General features: G+C 36.0%; 12 protein-coding genes and 2 pseudogenes. 4 read left to right on the top strand and 10 right to left on the bottom strand.

What is annotated here, in order from left to right; translation table 11 throughout:
* The first annotated feature begins 52 nt into the window (after nt 1-52).
* Nucleotides 53-1,099 (top strand): hydrogenase expression/formation protein HypE, encoded by a 1,047-nt coding sequence (gene hypE, locus RGRSB_RS08400; protein WP_119260654.1) that lies wholly within the window; start codon nt 53-55, stop codon nt 1,097-1,099.
* 77 nt (nt 1,100-1,176) lie between these two features.
* Here the strand turns inward: hypE and RGRSB_RS08395 are convergent, their stop codons facing one another.
* The 4 genes from RGRSB_RS08395 to RGRSB_RS08380 form a co-directional block, all read right to left on the bottom strand.
* A complete protein-coding gene (locus tag RGRSB_RS08395) occupies nt 1,177-1,590 on the bottom strand; it encodes a hypothetical protein (protein ID WP_119260653.1) in 414 nt (137 codons plus the stop codon).
* Nucleotides 1,591-1,817: 227 nt separating this feature from the next.
* Nucleotides 1,818-2,519: a helix-turn-helix domain-containing protein gene (locus tag RGRSB_RS08390; protein ID WP_119260652.1), complete on the bottom strand. Its 702-nt coding sequence runs from the start codon at nt 2,517-2,519 to the stop codon at nt 1,818-1,820.
* A 370-nt stretch (nt 2,520-2,889) separates the two neighbouring features.
* Nucleotides 2,890-3,921 carry a hypothetical protein gene (locus tag RGRSB_RS08385; RefSeq protein WP_119261022.1) on the bottom strand — a complete coding sequence of 344 codons (1,032 nt, stop codon included), beginning with the start codon at nt 3,919-3,921 and terminating at the stop codon, nt 2,890-2,892.
* Nucleotides 3,922-5,798: 1,877 nt separating this feature from the next.
* Complete coding sequence (locus RGRSB_RS08380) at nt 5,799-7,997, bottom strand: lytic transglycosylase domain-containing protein (protein WP_119260651.1); 2,199 nt, start codon at nt 7,995-7,997, stop codon at nt 5,799-5,801.
* 2,425 nt (nt 7,998-10,422) lie between these two features.
* Between RGRSB_RS08380 and RGRSB_RS10800 the strand changes: the two genes are divergently transcribed.
* Nucleotides 10,423-10,551 (top strand): hypothetical protein, encoded by a 129-nt coding sequence (locus tag RGRSB_RS10800; protein ID WP_269460782.1) that lies wholly within the window; start codon nt 10,423-10,425, stop codon nt 10,549-10,551.
* A 475-nt stretch (nt 10,552-11,026) separates the two neighbouring features.
* Nucleotides 11,027-11,412, top strand: a pseudogene (locus RGRSB_RS08370) (efflux RND transporter permease subunit); the annotation flags it as partial.
* A gap of 362 nt (nt 11,413-11,774) precedes the next feature.
* Here RGRSB_RS08370 and RGRSB_RS08365 read toward each other — a convergent pair.
* The 6 genes and pseudogenes from RGRSB_RS08365 to RGRSB_RS11195 form a co-directional block, all read right to left on the bottom strand.
* Nucleotides 11,775-12,776 (bottom strand): 30S ribosomal protein S1, encoded by a 1,002-nt coding sequence (locus tag RGRSB_RS08365; RefSeq protein ID WP_119260650.1) that lies wholly within the window; start codon nt 12,774-12,776, stop codon nt 11,775-11,777.
* A gap of 15 nt (nt 12,777-12,791) precedes the next feature.
* The gene (locus RGRSB_RS08360; RefSeq protein WP_145961895.1) at nt 12,792-13,067 is read right to left on the bottom strand and encodes a hypothetical protein; all 276 of its coding nucleotides are present in this window, start codon (nt 13,065-13,067) and stop codon (nt 12,792-12,794) included.
* A gap of 332 nt (nt 13,068-13,399) precedes the next feature.
* Nucleotides 13,400-13,939 (bottom strand): transcriptional regulator NrdR, encoded by a 540-nt coding sequence (gene nrdR / locus RGRSB_RS08355; RefSeq protein WP_119260648.1) that lies wholly within the window; start codon nt 13,937-13,939, stop codon nt 13,400-13,402.
* Between the two features lie 188 nt (nt 13,940-14,127).
* A pseudogene (locus tag RGRSB_RS08350) lies at nt 14,128-14,221 on the bottom strand (photosystem II reaction center protein T).
* Nucleotides 14,222-14,846: 625 nt separating this feature from the next.
* Nucleotides 14,847-14,927 carry a hypothetical protein gene (locus RGRSB_RS11200; RefSeq protein WP_420823014.1) on the bottom strand — a complete coding sequence of 27 codons (81 nt, stop codon included), beginning with the start codon at nt 14,925-14,927 and terminating at the stop codon, nt 14,847-14,849.
* Nucleotides 14,928-14,994: 67 nt separating this feature from the next.
* A complete protein-coding gene (locus RGRSB_RS11195) occupies nt 14,995-15,153 on the bottom strand; it encodes a hypothetical protein (RefSeq protein ID WP_420822991.1) in 159 nt (52 codons plus the stop codon).
* 430 nt (nt 15,154-15,583) lie between these two features.
* On the opposite strand from RGRSB_RS11195, the gene RGRSB_RS10795 reads away from it, so the two are divergent.
* Nucleotides 15,584-15,709: a hypothetical protein gene (locus tag RGRSB_RS10795; protein WP_269460781.1), complete on the top strand. Its 126-nt coding sequence runs from the start codon at nt 15,584-15,586 to the stop codon at nt 15,707-15,709.
* The last annotated feature ends 431 nt before the right edge of the window (nt 15,710-16,140 follow it).

Below are 16,140 nucleotides of genomic sequence, written 5' to 3'. Positions count from 1 at the left end.
GTTATATTTGACATTTTGTCTTAATCTCTGATTACTGATTTCTCAATCACTTATGACTGATTTGAACCTAACTTGTCCGATACCCTTGGATCAATATCCTCAAGTATTACTTGCTCATGGAGGAGGGGGGAAATTGATGCGGCAGTTGCTTGAAAAGATGATTTTTCCTGTCTTTAATACGACTCAAAATACTCCCCCACATGACTCTGCTATTTTGAATTTAAACGCTAAGAAAATTGCTTTTACTACCGACTCTTACGTTATTCATCCTCTATTTTTTCCTGGGGGAGATATTGGTAGTTTAGCTATTAACGGAACTGTCAATGATTTAGCTATGAGTGGGGCACGTCCTCTTTATCTTAGCGTGGGTTTTATCTTAGAAGAAGGACTGTCGATGGAAATCCTTTGGAATGTTGTTCAGTCCCTACAACATTCTGCTCAAATTGCTCAAGTTCAAATTATCACTGGAGACACCAAAGTAGTTGATCGAGGGAAAGGAGACGGGGTATTTATCAATACCACAGGAATCGGTATAATCGAACATGATCAAATAATTGCAGCTCAAAGTGTTCAACCAGGAGATGCTATCTTGATCAGTGGAGATTTAGGCCGCCATGGTATCGCGATTATGGCAGTACGAGAGGGGCTGGAATTTGAAACGACCATTGAAAGTGACTGCGCTCCTATAAATTCTGTTGTTTTAGCTATGTTAGAGGCCAAGACAAACATTCATTGCCTACGAGATCTTACCCGTGGCGGCCTAGCCAGCGCCCTAAATGAAATTGCAATGGGTGCAGGGGTTATTCTTAATATTCAAGAGAACGCTATTCCTGTACGTGAAGATGTCCAGGGGGCGTGCGAAATATTAGGGTTTGATCCTCTCTATGTGGCTAATGAAGGTCGGTTTGTAGCGTTTATTCCTCAAGACTCTGTAGATACTGCTATGAAAATTATGAGAGCACATCAACAAGATCCCTGCATTATTGGTCAAGTTACAGGAAGAGGACCAGGCATGGGGTTAGTCACTTTAGAGAGTAAAATTGGAGCCAGTCGTATTGTTGATATGTTAAGCGGGGAGCAATTGCCCAGAATTTGTTAATATTTCGAGCATGCGAGCAGGGGCGTTCTCGAAGAGTGTCAAAGTCTACGATTATCTGCCCCAAACCCTTTGATGCACTAACGAACGCCCTGGCATAAGACAGGAGATTTTTTCGTTTCTTCGGTTGCTATTTCTGCGGCCATTGCTGCCAATGGAGGTACAGACTGGGCAGAGGAACTGCGTTTTTGTCTAAGGTTTCTACGAGAACTCTTCGGCGATGGGCTGTTTATGGTGAAGTTATAGGCTTTCCAGTTGCTTTCAGGACTCCATTGAGAGTCCTCTGTCACTACTAAAACTGCTCCAGAAATCAGTGAATCACAAGCGGTTGCCTGAATACAGAACTGAGTCCAGGGAGAGCGCAAAAGAAAAACAGGAACTTGCTTCCCATTAGCACTACCATTGGTATAACCAATCAAAAAACGACCTTCTTCAATGAACGGTCCGAGTTGCGGATATTGTTCGAGGAGACGGAGGATTGCTTGGGAAGCCATAGATTAATATCACTAATTTAACTCAGAAGAGCGATCACAACGATGCTCACACTACTTCTTGACCATAAGGATAGAAAAATTTGTCCACTAAGGTTAGTATCAAATGTGACGGAATCACCATTTTGTATTTCAATGTCATGTAAATTTGATAAAATTATTCTCTGTTAAGATTCAATAAATGTAGTTGATTACTTTTTGTTACAAAAATCTTAAATTGCTAATGTTTTTTAACTAGCTGGTATTTTCTTGACCGGACTCACTTTTGCCTTATACAGCAAATTTTCCCCGTGACGATAGCCAATATAACGGATGATGACAGTTTCTCCTGGTTCAACATAATCACTTCCTTCTAATAATTGATGACACAGAGGATCATAGGGGACTTTTTCTCCTGCTACTGCAATTGTTTCAACGTTCCATTGTTTAAGTAACTCGATGATCGGTTTAACTAGAGGTAATAGTTTCACAGCCGAGAGTTGAGGATTTTTGTGAGCAATCATCGCTGCTGTTGGCCATTGTAAAAGCCAAGATTCTAGGGCTTCTAAACTAGATTTTTGAAAGTCTTTTTCTAGGATTTCTTTTTGTTCGTTTAATTGCTGTTGTAATTGTTGATATTCTTGTCTAACTTTCTCCAAATCTGATAGATCAATATCTTGAGTTTCAAGTTGAGAAAGTCCTGAGGAGTCCAACAAAGACTGATCTTTACAAAATTCACTTAGTAATTGTTCGATGGGAACTTTTAACACTTTAGATAATCTTAATAAATTTTCAATAGTCATTTTTGGCAGTAAACCCACTAGGAGGCGATTTAACTGCCATTGGGAGACTCCGGAAATTTTAGTCAGTTGGCTAAAATTAGATATTTGTGCTCGCTGCATTAACTGCAACAAATTTTGATAATTGGCTTGATAAGTTGTTGATTGTTTCATAAAAGATTAGGATTTTTTAATAAATAACGTTTTTTTTCGCTACGCTAAGTATTGTCTCACCGCATCAACTAATTCCTTGAATAACGACCATTTTGAGTTTACCCTAACTTTGTCTATGTGTCTTGTCTCTAGATCATTAGGTTTTGACTCGTAATATTTTTGGATAAACCGTATTATTAGTCACAAAATTCATGTTAGCAAGTTACAATTCTAATATAAATTGAGTTTTTTTTTACCGAAATCAGTTGTTTGCCTCAACTATCCTACGAAATATCTTTAATTTCTGTCACAGAAATACTGAAAACCCAGTTTTTTAGGTTTTATATACGCTTATGTGACTCATAGGAAAAAATATGACGGTTAACCGATATCATTCAGTCATCATTTTTAAACGGACTATTTTTTCCCCCGCATCATCCAGTTGCACCTCAATGACTTCGCCGTTTAAAGATTCCAGGCAAGTTAACATTGCTCGTAAGTTAGGATTACTCGCTCCTGTATCCACATACAGCCGATCAGCTAGACTCCCCACCCGCTTCCAAGTAGAATAAAGCTTCGCTACGGTTTGTTCAAGTTGGGTTGCTTGTTTAAGCAGATCAGCAGTTGTACTCAAACAATCCAATCTTAACGCCTCTTCTAACGCCATCTCTAAGTCAATCGAGCGATTCTTAAGGGTTTGTACTTTGGCTCCTGCATCGAGATATTTTGCCAAATTTCGTGCTTCCGAAGTGAGAAGTTTAACAGTATCAATATCAGGACTTTCGGCAATTTCCTTTTGAATTACGTTGAGGTGGCTCTCGGGTAACTTTTCCATCTCTTTAACTAAAGGAACTAAATTACGGGCTAGTAGAATTCCCTCAGAAGCTTTCTCTTTGACTTTATCTGGAAGTAATTCCGAACTCATAGTTGTCCACTGATCAGAGAGTTGTTTAACTTCTCGTCGGGTGATGTGATCACCATTCTGTGCAGCTTCACTAACTAATTTTTGCACTTCAGGATCGGATTTAGCTGTTTCGATAAATGCCCGTTTACTAAAATTGTTGATGGAGTTGGGATTCAGCTGTCCTTCTGCCAACAGGGCATCTGCACTATTAGCAAGTTGGATAAGAGCATAAGCTTGACTTTTAGTGATTTCTCTTTGCTTAAGCCAATTTAGAAATCCCGTCCCTCGGCCGTCTCCACCTTTTTTTTCACGATCACGGATAGCCCGTAAAATACGCCCTCTCCAAATATCAGTTTGTAAATCAAAACGATCACAAACCTTCCAGACAGTATCTAGCTGTTGCTGAAAGTCCGTCTCCTGAATAGCTTCGTCTTCAGGATTGGGGAGCTGGAAGTTGAATTCTATAGGGGTTTCGAGGGCATCAATAATTTCATCAGGAGAAGAAGGAACGGCGATCATATCGATTTTAGGGGTCACTGATTCAGTTGTTTATTAGTGGAATCATGATAACTGAGTTTTAGAGTTTTCTATCATATCATCTGAGTTGAGAGTTATTGGCATTTCGTTAAGTTGTTGATTAATTGTAATGTAAATTTGACGAGATTTAAAAACATGGTTGTTATTTCCAATATTTAATAATAAATACTATATAAATAGTATAAAGTTGATAATTATCTAAAATGGTAACCGCCAACAATCAAGGCTGAAATTTTTTTTCAAAACAGAAAAGGTAAAAAATTACTTACATCTTTAAAATGTAGGTAAAGAGAAGTTTGTTTAAAACAAGTAAAATTTCTTAGTTGCTAAAAAAGTCAATAAAATAAGGTTAAATATTTTGAGTTATTGGATGTCTAATCTTAGAGATATTTCTGCGCTAGTCGTTAGTTGTCTCAATAAAAAAGCACTTATGTTGTTAACTAGTTTAACTAAATCTTGCTTTATCTTAAATAAACAAGGACTATAATTGATCAATTAAAGTTCTTATTGATGTAAATTTAAACATATTTCTGTTGCCTTTAATTAACTTAAAAGCCCATAAGTGACCACAGTTATATGTAATTACATACAGTCTAAGTTACTAGTATATTTAAGATAACTTTTAATCCATATAACTAAGTTTTTAAAAAATTAGTATGCTTTACTCTAAAATAGATAGATAATTTCTATTAGAGTAGAATTAATGAAACTATTTTTTGTAATTTATCCTTTGTGAGTTTGTAGAAAACAGCAAAACAATAATATTGTTTTGATCACAAGTTTTGCAAAAAAACGAGGATTAAATCTAACTTTATAAAAACTCTTAAAGCATTAAAATTGAGTCTAGATTTTTTTATTATTTCTGACTATGAATTTACTGACTCCACATAATTTTTCCAATACTCAGTAATGACGTTAAATTCTCAAATTAGTTGTTTTTAATTCAAAAAATAAACTTTTCTTTACTTTGTTTAAATTATGACTATTATGGTTAAATAAAATGTAAAGTAAAAAAATATTTTTTTACTTTACATTTCCTAAGTTTTTTAAAATTATTGTCTTATTTTTTTTATATATAAGTTTTTAACTTATGGGTACTTTTTTATATTGAGGTTAATCAATTTTTTGCTATTTCTCTTTTCAAACCTAATCTTTAGTCATAAGATAAATCATAAAAGATATAGAATAAACGATTATGGCTTGAATATTAAAATTTAGAGATGAAAACTGAATAAAGTTTATTTTTCTAATCGTTTAAAAAATAAACTTTACTTGAAGAATGATTATTTCACCTATATTTTCTCACTAATAACTGTTAAAAAGTATCGGTTTTTAGCAGTTATTAGCATGGTTTTATTATTATGATCCAAATACAGAAAATTTTAGATACAAGAAAATTAAACCAATAACTAATTATTGTAATTGTTAAAAACAAAAATATGTCAAACCATTAGTAATAATAGCTAAAGAATTTTATAATCATCCCAAATAAGTTTTGGTTGTTACTAAGAACTAAATCAGATAAATTGAATTAATCAATTTATCTGATTTAAATAAATTGTCATATAAAGTATTATAAATATATATTAAAAGGGATTAAAAATAACTTTATATAACTAGTATTTCAGAATAAAACTATGGAATATTTAACAAATAAGTAGTAGTAACAATACTACTTATTAATAACAAAAGTTTTGAAAGTTATTAGCTACTAATGTATTGGACTTATTTTAGAAGATGTGCTGTGGAAATAACACATTAAAATTCGAAAAAGTTAGGTGTATTTCTATACTGGAATACTAAACTCAATATTTGAAGATTAACTCAGAGAAAGTTTCTTGGAAAATAAAAAACGTTTTTTATTTTCCAAGAAACTTTCTCTGAGTTTTCTGAGCCAATAATTTAGAAATTTCAGGATTATAAATTCGAAGATAATTCCAGTAATTTCCAAATACAGATTCCACATAACTTTTTGTTTCTTGGAAGGGTATTTTTTCTACAAATACATCAGGATCACTAATCTGATATCTTCTTCTCCATTTTGAAACATTACCAGGTCCTGCATTGTAACTAGCAATAGCTAATAACGAATTATTACTATAGGTCTCATGGGTGTAGTTTAAATACCAAGTTCCTAAATTAATATTGTCATTATAATTGCTCAAAGAATAGTCTTTTAGAGCTATTTTATTAGCCACCCACTCACCTGTTGTTGGCATCACTTGCATTAACCCTTTTGCTCCCGCTGGCGAAGCAATTTCTGGTTCAAAACGGGATTCTTGACGGATTAAAGAGGTTACTAACAAAGGATTTATTTTACGTTTTTGAGACCAATCAATGATAGTTTTATAGAAAGGAAAAGGAAAAAGTGCGTGCCAATATTCTGGAGTTTCTCTAAGTTTTTGCAATTGGGTTTTTGATTCAGGTCCGTCTTTATTTTGAAGATTCCAAACTTGATTAATTCCTTGTAGGTTTTTTCCTTGTATGAGTTTCAGTAAAGCATCAGTAAAAGATTCATCAACACTTAATTGAGAGCAATTATTCATTTCCGCTTTAAATAAAGTGATAGCATCTTCGTCTTGTCCTAGACGATATAGTTCTTTGAACATGTCCGATCCTGCTGGAGGAACCGAACGGATATCAGGTTTAACGACAGTGGGTAAGGTTTGACGTATGGTATTAAAATTTCCTACATTCCAGCCTAACTGAACTGCTGCTCGCCAAGCATAGTAAGATTGAGGATAATGGGAAACGGTATGTTCAAAAGCCGTTTTAGCATCCTGTGATCGCCCTAACTGTTGCGCCCATTTACCGACCCAAAAGGCCGCTTTGGGAGCGAGGGGACTGTGAGGATTATTACTCGTGATAGGTTGTGCCCAAGTCCAGGCTTTAAGGACGTCTCCTTGCTCAGCAGCTGTTTTGGCCACATTCCAACGATATTTAGCGGTTGCGTCGGACTTGGGGTATTGAACTAGTAAGGTTTCTCGACTTTTAGCTGCCTCAGCTTTGCGCCCTATCCCATCTAATAATTTAGCCTTTTCTACTAAGGCATCGCCCGCTTCACCAGGAAATTGTTTAATAATCTGGTCAAAGTAGCCAACAGCGGTTTCAGATTGGGATAGTCTGGCGAGTCGTTTCAGGGCTGTTGCTGTTTCCGGAGCTTTAGGAAATTCTAATAATAAGCGTTGATAGCCTGCCTTTACCTCATTTTTACTATCACTATTGGGTTGAATCTGTTGTCCCCTAGCAATGCGATAGAGATTTTGAGGAGTAGCCGGTGCTTTCTTGTAAGCTTGGGCGGCTTTATTATAGTCGTTAGTTGTCCAATAGCCATCAGCGATCACTTGCCAGTTTTCGGGAGTTAATTGACTAGCATAGTCTTGAACTAGGCGATCACGGATCTGGTTAGTTTTAGGAGTATTGGCATCATACTTAGCTAATAGAATCAACAATTGAGGTTGTTCTGGGTTTTCTTGAAAACGCTGACGGATGATTTTTTGAGTACTAGGATGTTGAGGAAATTTTTTAATTGCCTGCTCCCAATATTGGGAATCATATTTTCCTAATTTGTAGAGTGCTTCTGCGGTAACTAAAACATCGGGATAGGTTTTAACCAGCATTTTCCAGGTTTTTTGAGCTTTATCTATTTCATTGGTGAGTTCATAACCCCGTCCCCGTTTGAGGAGGATATAAGGAATTAGGACAGGATATTCTTTGTCTAATCCTTCAAGTTTACGTAAAGCCGGGCCACCTTCATACTTTCGGAGTAAATCAATCGCCAATAAATAACGACCGCGACTGCGTTCTAAAGAGAGAATATCAGACTCAGCAATTTCTTGCAGTTTTTGCTGTCTTTGTTCTGGGGAGATCTCGGCTAAAGTCAAGACAATAGATGGTTTATTAGGATCTTCTTTGAGAGCTTCTTCAATCTGTGTTTTTTGCCTCTGCTCGAACCATTCTACTGTTTTAGGGACCAGGAGAATGGTTCCAACAATGGTGATTCCTAGAATTCCTAAACCAACAAAGAGGAAGTTTTTTTGTTTGAGTGACTTGAGCATTCCATTCCCCGAACAACAGTTAAATATATATTATTAACTCTTCTTGGTTTATTTGGGGACGTTTGCATAGAGATTATCTCTCTATTGTTGCTGTGTATCTCTCAATGAGATCACCGAGTCTTGTTTATCTAAAGACCCACCATTACCAGTAACCGATTTCAGTCAGTTACTGGTAATGGTGGGTTAAGAACGAACTGTTATTAGTTATCAACAGGCTCTTTATCTGCGTTTGCGATCAAAGTTGTGCAAAATATTTTCTAGGTTTTAAAAGTAAATTTGGCGATTGTAACGTACATTTTCACTAAACTGTTAGAGTTAAAAATTTCTACTTTTAGTGCAATGTTATTGAAGACTAATCCTTACAGTTTGCTCATACTGAAATTCGATCCAGACTTTACTTTGGGATTTTATATGATAAATTCTAGGGTAATGAAGTGAGTTAAGTGGGAATAGCGTTTTAATTTTCACAGTTATCAGTGAAGATGCTCTGAATTTAGTTATAAGAGGTAATAGTTGACTTTGTTGCTTAAATTTACCTTAACTTTTACAAGCTGTATAAAAACATAAAGTGATCGCTAAAAATGTAGAAACCTGATAGGAGCGAGTGCATTTTTAGAATAAAAGACAGTCATAAAAATTACTACAAAGAAATAAACAGCTAAGATTCATTTGGACTCTATATTTAGTGTTTAATCGCTAAATTTCAACATTAATATTACAACTACTGAATCTAAAGAGTTTAAAACCGCTTCATTCTAGAGCATTTAAACAAAATCTACCTTATTTATTAATGAATAATATCTTTATTGAGCAATTTTAAGTTACTAGTGAGTATCGAGAGAAAATTTTATATCCATAGCACCAGACCTAAATAAATACTGCTCCTAGCATAGAGCTGCTGTTTCCTTGTCTCTCTGTAAATTTTCGTTGAACTCATGTTCATAACGTTTAGACAAACTTCTGGTTTTCGATTTACTTTAGTGGATAATATAGGTTAACTCCTACTTGTAATTTAGCAATTCATTTAAAATTAGCATTTATAGAAAAAAAAGTTTTGTTTTCTTTGAAAAGTTTTATAAGAACAATTGCCTGAAAAAATGTAAATAATTATAAACTCTCCCGAGTCCCTGATCTGTAGACATAATGCGTAATACTTTTCACGTTAATTTCTCGCCTACAAAGGATATTATCTAGACAATACTTCCAATTGCTGCATTAGAGATTAATGAAATAATATTTACTGGGGATGTTGTGATTGTGATCAACACTTGCAATGAGCATCTATGAGAAATTAATCGGATTATACAAAATGCTAAAATTCTTAATCCCTATCACTAGGAAGATTTTGTTGGTGTAACAGGGATAGTAATCGCTAGCGACACTCTCTGGTCACCTCAGGGCAAACTTTACATCATCGTTCGTTTGGCAAAAAAAACTTTACCCCCAAATTGTTTACTCGATTAGATTATTTAGCCAATGGGATAGCAGTTTGGGAATTGACAGTTCATATTTTTGTTCAAAAACCGGATAGATCTTAATTTTCAATCGGAAAACCTAGAAGAGGATTACCCGTTTATATGTTTCAGGAATTAGTATAGAAAATTTAACGATTAGAGAGGAGGAGTTATGGGTAATTGATACTCTCGAACAGACTGTTTACTGGTTTGATTGGACTAAAGAGAATATCATTTTTACGCTTTTGATTTCCTTTGAAACCCTTACGAATTTAGGATTTTACCAGAACCAAGAGAAAGGAGAAGATATCCTAATATTTGGCTTACGTTAATCATATAAACTCTAATGTTCATGATAATCCTAACGCTGGTTCCAACTACCAACTTCTCTATCGTAGTCAAAGCTTTATTTATTCCATCTATTTTCAGGAGTAAACAGGAAATCACTGCGCTATGTCTAATGGTTATCTGATAAAAATATCTTATATCGAGGAATCAGCTCCTTTGATCCCATTAAGTTAACTAGTTTAGAATGACGCATTGCTTTCCCTGCTGAAACCCATCACCAAAAAGTCAGACAGTCCTAAGCGGTCGGAGTCTAGTTCACAGAAGTAGTGGAAAATGGGCAACAGGTGGCGGTATTTAAGTTTGATATCTTCACGGAACATACTCGTTGTATTTTTGGCTGGAAAGTGATAGTGGAAGTATTCAGTGTCAAATGTCTGCCCAAAACTGTGAGAATATACAAGAACTTCTTCTAGACTATGGTGAAGCTATCTTATTGATGATGACGAGTTACCCATGGAGACCAATTATGATCAAAAGGGCTACTGCTGGGACGGTTTAACGAAAAACTAATCTCCCCCGAAAAGTTTACAATACTCGCAACTATGTCTACGATTACTTTTTTTATGGCATTAAACCCTATATATTGACAACCCTGATATGGGGACTAAGTCCAGGCGGTAAATATGCGTTTACTTGTATTGTTCCGACTCGATGAAATTGCCTGTCGTACGGTGGGACATTATAAGTGTTTAGCTTATCGTCTAACTCGCAATCTCCCCTCAGCACCCAATCACAATCATATTCAACTCTAGTTTTAGATTCGAAGAGTTGGTTGCCCATGGAATTTAACCCTGACGATTTTAATGAAAGTAGCTTTTATTCTACGCAGTTTTTTATGGAATTGTCTTAGCATCATACAGAGATGGCTAAGATAACCCTTTTGGACGGTTAATTAGAAATAGAGTACCCTTAAACAAACAACAGGTTTCTATTGAAAAATTTAGCCATCAATCTTGTTTAATTGTTGATTTTAAATAAGTTAAATTCAGCCAAATTGTCCAAAGAAAGAACATGGGGAGTAAGTTGTAATGAATTTAAACTACTTATTTCAAAGTTACGGGACGAATGTAAACGCCTTTTCTCCCATTTTTCCAAACTCACGGACCAAGTCCGTTTCTTTCTTATGAAACAGTCTTAACTAGTTATTGAGATGATGAACAACTAAGGATACAGATAGAAGTTTACCTTGAAAATTTTAATAATGGCTAAATAGTTGGATATAAATAAGCAGCACTATACAAAAATTACATCGATACTTTGATTATTATCTTATCCGTTTATTTTGCAATATTGGTAGCATTAATAGCTCAAGGGTTACGGAGACTTTCTAATAATGTTTACTGTTAAATTGGATTAGTGATGTTGATTGGATTAGCCAGTAAAAATGTAATCTTGATTGTAGAATTTACTAACCGATTACGCGATCAAGGATTATCTATTGTCAAAGCAGCAGTTGAAGTAGCAAAAGCGCGATTAAGACCGATTTTAATGACAGCTTGTTTAACTTTATTAGTAATTTTTCCTCTAGTAGTTGCTCAGGAGCAGGTCCTGGTAGTCGTCAATCTTTAGGAACGGCAGTTTTTAGCGAAATGTTGATTGCTTCTTTTTTGAGTTGATTTTTAGTTACTATTCTCTATATCTCTTATCAAGATGGGAATTAGGGGGTTATTATCTCACAAACAATAAATGCCAAGTAAGTAGTGCTTCCCAATTGAATTTAACCCTTTTTTGTCAGACTAAAATAATATACTGATTTGTCGTTAACTAAAATTGAGAATAACAATAGTGTGTTTCAATCTCATCAAATTTACGTCCCTAGTGGAAACACTTTTCTGTTTGAGCGTTCTTTTTTCCAAAATTCCATACTTAAAATCCCAAAATCTTATATTTTAGGATTTAAAATATAAGATTTTGACCAAAAAAAGAGGGGATTACCCCTCGTTCACCGTTGTTTTGAGCTAAATTATAATTCTAATTACTGCTCACTTGCAGTAGGGGTTAATTCCTCTTCTGATTCTGAAGCTGACGGAATATCCAAATTCTCCTCTTGAGCCTCAGGTTGTATTTTTCCCTCCGCTTCAGCTATGAGTTTTTGGCGATATTTCTCAGCCATTTCTTCTGCTTTTTCAAAAACTAAATCCCGGTCTTTCAGCATATCACCAGGTTCGGGCTCAAGTTGTTTGGTCGATAAAGAAATTCGACCCCTTTCTGCATCTAAGTCAATGATCATGACTTTGAGTGAATCATTGACCCCAAAGACGCTGTGGGGGGTATCGATATGATCATGAGAAATTTCAGAAATGTGCAGCAGCCCACTGACTCCCCCAATGTCGATAAATGCTCCATAGGGTTTGATTCCACGAACTGAGCCAACTACTACTTGACCCACTTCTAAACCGTTCATCTTACGCTCAACCAGCGCACGACGATGGCTCAATACCAGACGGTTGCGTTCTTCATCGACTTCTAAAAACTTTAATGGCAGGTCTTCACCAACCAAATCTTCCTTAGCTTCGCGGGTACTGATGTGAGAGCCTGGGATAAATCCTCGTAATCCCTCAATGCGTACTAACGCGCCCCCTCGGTTTGTAGCAAAAACATTAGAGCGCACGGTAGCATCTTCGGCTTGTAGTTGACGAACCCTTTCCCAGGCTCGCATATACTCAATCCGACGTATAGAAAGAGTTAATTGTCCATCTTCATTTTCATCGGTCAGGATGAAAAATTCCCGTGTTTCATTCGATTGAAGAACGTCTTCAGGATCGTCAACTCGGTTGATCGACATTTCTTGAATGGGGATGTAAGCAGCAGTTTTCGCACCAATATCGATAAGCGCGCCTCTCGGTTCCATACTGAAAACTGTCCCAGGAACAATGTCCCCGGGATTAAAATGGTAGTCGTACTTATCGAGAAGTGCCGCAAAATCCTCGTGGGTGAAGCCAATATCTTGAGTAGCTGTTGTTTTCTGAGTTACCATGTACCTTAGGTTATCCTATACCTGATCTCCAATAAATGTTAGTTTTTGTTTTAGTGTACAGTTTCTAACTTTTAGGGATTTATAGTTAATAAAAACATCATCGAATATGAGATGCTTTTGTTTTGTCGGTTTTACCCGAACAGGATGAACTATAACACCCTTAACCCCGAATATTGAGCCATTAGGGATTGCTTTCATCATAATTTTCAAAGAGTCACGAAAGTCTACACTGACCAGATCACCACTATACCTTATGGATTGAGTGGGGAAAAAATGGCTCCGACGGGACACCTTTCTGCCAATACGGACTTCTTAGACTTATGCCTTGAGAACGATTAGACGATGGAGTCGGTCTAATCCATCAATGTTTACAGAAATAGACTCCTGATTCTGAAGTGCTCCAGAGTTAGCACAGCCGCTCCGCAATACGGACGCTGTGTCTGAAGCTTCTCAGGCTCACCTCGTGATGGTTTGATATAACTCACCATTTAACAAAGTGATGTCATGCTCGACGTACTATTTTTTATCTAGCCGCCCCTGAATGAGCACCTCCCATGAGCGTAAGTTCCCGCACTTCCTACGGTACATTTCCAATCTTAGCATTGTTTTTATTTAACCGGCTTCTAAGAGGGAGTCATAATGGAAGATGAGGAGGTTTCTTGATCGGAAGTGTTATGATTATTTTCTGCCCAAAGGGTTTCTGACTGGGTTTTTTGTTCCCGAAATTGTTTTAGAGTAGCCACAAAATCTTTAATGCCTTGAAAGCGACCATAAACAGATGCAAAGCGAATATATGCTACTTCATTTTCTTGACGAAGATAATCCAACACTAATTGGCCAACTTCTTGGCTAGTTACTTCCCGTCGGGGACGCTGCTGCAATTGAGCCTCAATCTCGTCAACAATTGACTCTAGTCTCTGATGGGAGATTCCTGTCTTCTCACAAGCCCGCACCATCCCTCGCAACAATTTAGAATGATCAAAGGACTCTTTTTTCCCGTCGTGTTTAATAACAATGATGGGGACGAATTCTACTCGTTCGTAAGTTGTAAAACGATGTTTGCAACTCAAACACTCACGACGACGACGAATACTTTGTCCCCCTTCAGAGGAGCGAGATTCTAAAACACGACTATTGATATGTTGACAGTAAGGACATTGCATGGAACTGTCCGTAATAACGGATATTGAATTAACAATAAGCTAGCCAACAGTACAGTAACAAATGAACAATTCGAGCAGAACGAGCTATGCTGATCTATTTATATGTCTTCTGTAGAAGGGAAAAAAGAAAACAGGGACTCAGGGGTATATTAACAGCAGTTGATTCTAATAGAATAGATAATCGAAATTTATTTTTCAATGTGATGGGGTTCCCGAAAGGCGATAGTGAAAAACAATATAGCTAAAGCCATAGCAAGAACCATAATAAGCAGCGCTTTCCATTTGATTGATTTCCTAAAATTGCTTGCGTTCCCAGTGTATCAAAAAAGTTGAGGTCAAGAGAAATATATTTCTCTTGACCTCAACTTTTAAAAGTTTAGTGATTATTAAAGTTTACTTCTTAAGATAAAATCTTCAGTACTTTATTTTATAGTTCTTATACTCGAGTCACTCACTTTAGAAAATAACTCCTATCCCACTTATTTTTCGAGATCAGGATCGATTCCCGCAAAAACAACGTTTTAGTACAAAGTTACAAGAACCATACCAAATGTGACTAAAGAAGGATGGAAGTGCAAATACTGCATGGGCAGAGGAAAATCAACCCGATGGCTTAAAAAAATATCGGAACTGAGAGCTTTGCAGGCAAGTTATTTCACTTAAGTTAAGCAAGGTTAATGAAGCTTTCTAACTCTACATCTGTAGAAAGTAGTCATTTAGTCAGTTTGTTGAATACTTAACTCCGATTCTGCACAGCGGAAGGGAATGTCAACACAGACAATTCCTTCCACGTTAGTAAGAAAAAACAATTGGAAAGATTTTAAAGAAGTTAGGTATCCGACAAACGTTCACTTCCCGACCTTCTTTGTCTGTGAATACGGAGTATAAGAGCCAAGCTTGAGCAATTTCATTTTCCACTATTCATAGCCCCAGTACCGAATAAACCGCCTTTAGTAAAACTGTTTCTAACGTAATCATAAAACGCCAGTTTTTTAGGGATTTTTGATTAAGCTTCTTCTAGACTATCTCCTTCTTCTTGAGAAGCAACCCTCATCTCATTGATGACGGGTAAGTCCAAAAAATTCAATTGAGGTGGTGGCGTTGCAATACCACATGGTTCCCTCTACAACGAAGCGGGCGAAAAAAAAGTAACTTAGATAAGAATGAGTGAACCTTAAACATCTTGAGTAAGTTTGAGACGGTGAATTTGTCAATATCTATATTGGCAAATAATTCAGGTCCTAGAAAACCCAGTGCTAAATAGCATAGCAGCTAGACTCGGTAAACTAGATAATCGCGATGTAGGCTGCAGTCACTCCTCCGAAAGATCAAAAACCAGAATCTATACTAGTTTTTCCAGTGACACTACAGTCATCCTAGAAGCTAGCAACGTTTTAACAAGCTATAAAGAAAAAGAAGCACAAACATCCCTTGTCACCATATTAAGTTGAAAAAACCATCACCCAACTCAAAAATAGCTAGCTTATAAAGAGCAATAGAATATGCCCAATCTGCTCCAAGAGAGGTATTCATGGGATGAATGGAGACGAGTAGCCTAGATACTCAGAACGACTATGTGAATTCGATACTAAGCAAGATAGTCCCATTGACTAGGCTCTTCCTATTGAGGATATATCCGCTTCGATGCTTTTTGTACGAGTTGTCTTGGGTTATTTAACTATTCTCAAGTCCGTAATCGTTCCTAAAGTAGATGTCTCGGCTCAAGAGCAGGCTAGTTTTTATTATTCTGAGAAAGTAAAAATCACTTAAAAAAAGACAATTAAATTATTGTTTAGACTCGATTGTATATATTAAAGAAGGCTACGAGTTCAGGAATAAGTACATGGAAATATTGCTTTTTCACGAGTTATTAGGAAATTAATCCTAATATATTTAGCCCCAAATATTATACTTCAATTATAGAAAGTCTGTTCTCTTTTAATCTGAATTACTCTATTTTCTGATAATTATCTTCCATCTGAGAGAATAATTAGATTTTTTATCATCTCCTACTGAATAATAGCAAGTTAGTGGTAGGATAAACTTTTTCCAACAAAAAACAACACGACAGCATAGTAATATTGCCACTCTATTTTTCAGTATCTTTCAATTAAACTCAAAAAACTTAAAACATCAACATTGTAGTAAAAAGTCCTAACAATTAATTTAATTTTAAAAAATTTAATTTTAGTCTTTTGGTT

It is taken from the genome of cyanobacterium endosymbiont of Rhopalodia gibberula (assembly GCF_003574135.1).
Classification (GTDB): Bacteria; Cyanobacteriota; Cyanobacteriia; order Cyanobacteriales; family Microcystaceae; genus Rippkaea.
Note: the sequence above shows the minus strand (reverse complement) of the source record. Positions and strands in the feature narration are given on the sequence as shown.

Excerpts from the sequence above, each read along its gene's own strand:
- hypE (WP_119260654.1), top strand. The coding sequence starts at position 53 with ATGACTGATTTGAACCTAACTTGTCCGATACCCTTGGATCAATATCCT.
- RGRSB_RS08395 (WP_119260653.1), bottom strand. The coding sequence starts at position 1,590 with ATGGCTTCCCAAGCAATCCTCCGTCTCCTCGAACAATATCCGCAACTC.
- RGRSB_RS08390 (WP_119260652.1), bottom strand. The coding sequence starts at position 2,519 with ATGAAACAATCAACAACTTATCAAGCCAATTATCAAAATTTGTTGCAG.
- RGRSB_RS08385 (WP_119261022.1), bottom strand. The coding sequence starts at position 3,921 with ATGATCGCCGTTCCTTCTTCTCCTGATGAAATTATTGATGCCCTCGAA.
- RGRSB_RS08380 (WP_119260651.1), bottom strand. The coding sequence starts at position 7,997 with ATGCTCAAGTCACTCAAACAAAAAAACTTCCTCTTTGTTGGTTTAGGA.
- RGRSB_RS10800 (WP_269460782.1), top strand. The coding sequence starts at position 10,423 with ATGCGTTTACTTGTATTGTTCCGACTCGATGAAATTGCCTGTCGTACG.
- RGRSB_RS08365 (WP_119260650.1), bottom strand. The coding sequence starts at position 12,776 with ATGGTAACTCAGAAAACAACAGCTACTCAAGATATTGGCTTCACCCAC.
- nrdR (WP_119260648.1), bottom strand. The coding sequence starts at position 13,939 with ATGCAATGTCCTTACTGTCAACATATCAATAGTCGTGTTTTAGAATCT.
- RGRSB_RS10795 (WP_269460781.1), top strand. The coding sequence starts at position 15,584 with ATGCTTTTTGTACGAGTTGTCTTGGGTTATTTAACTATTCTCAAGTCC.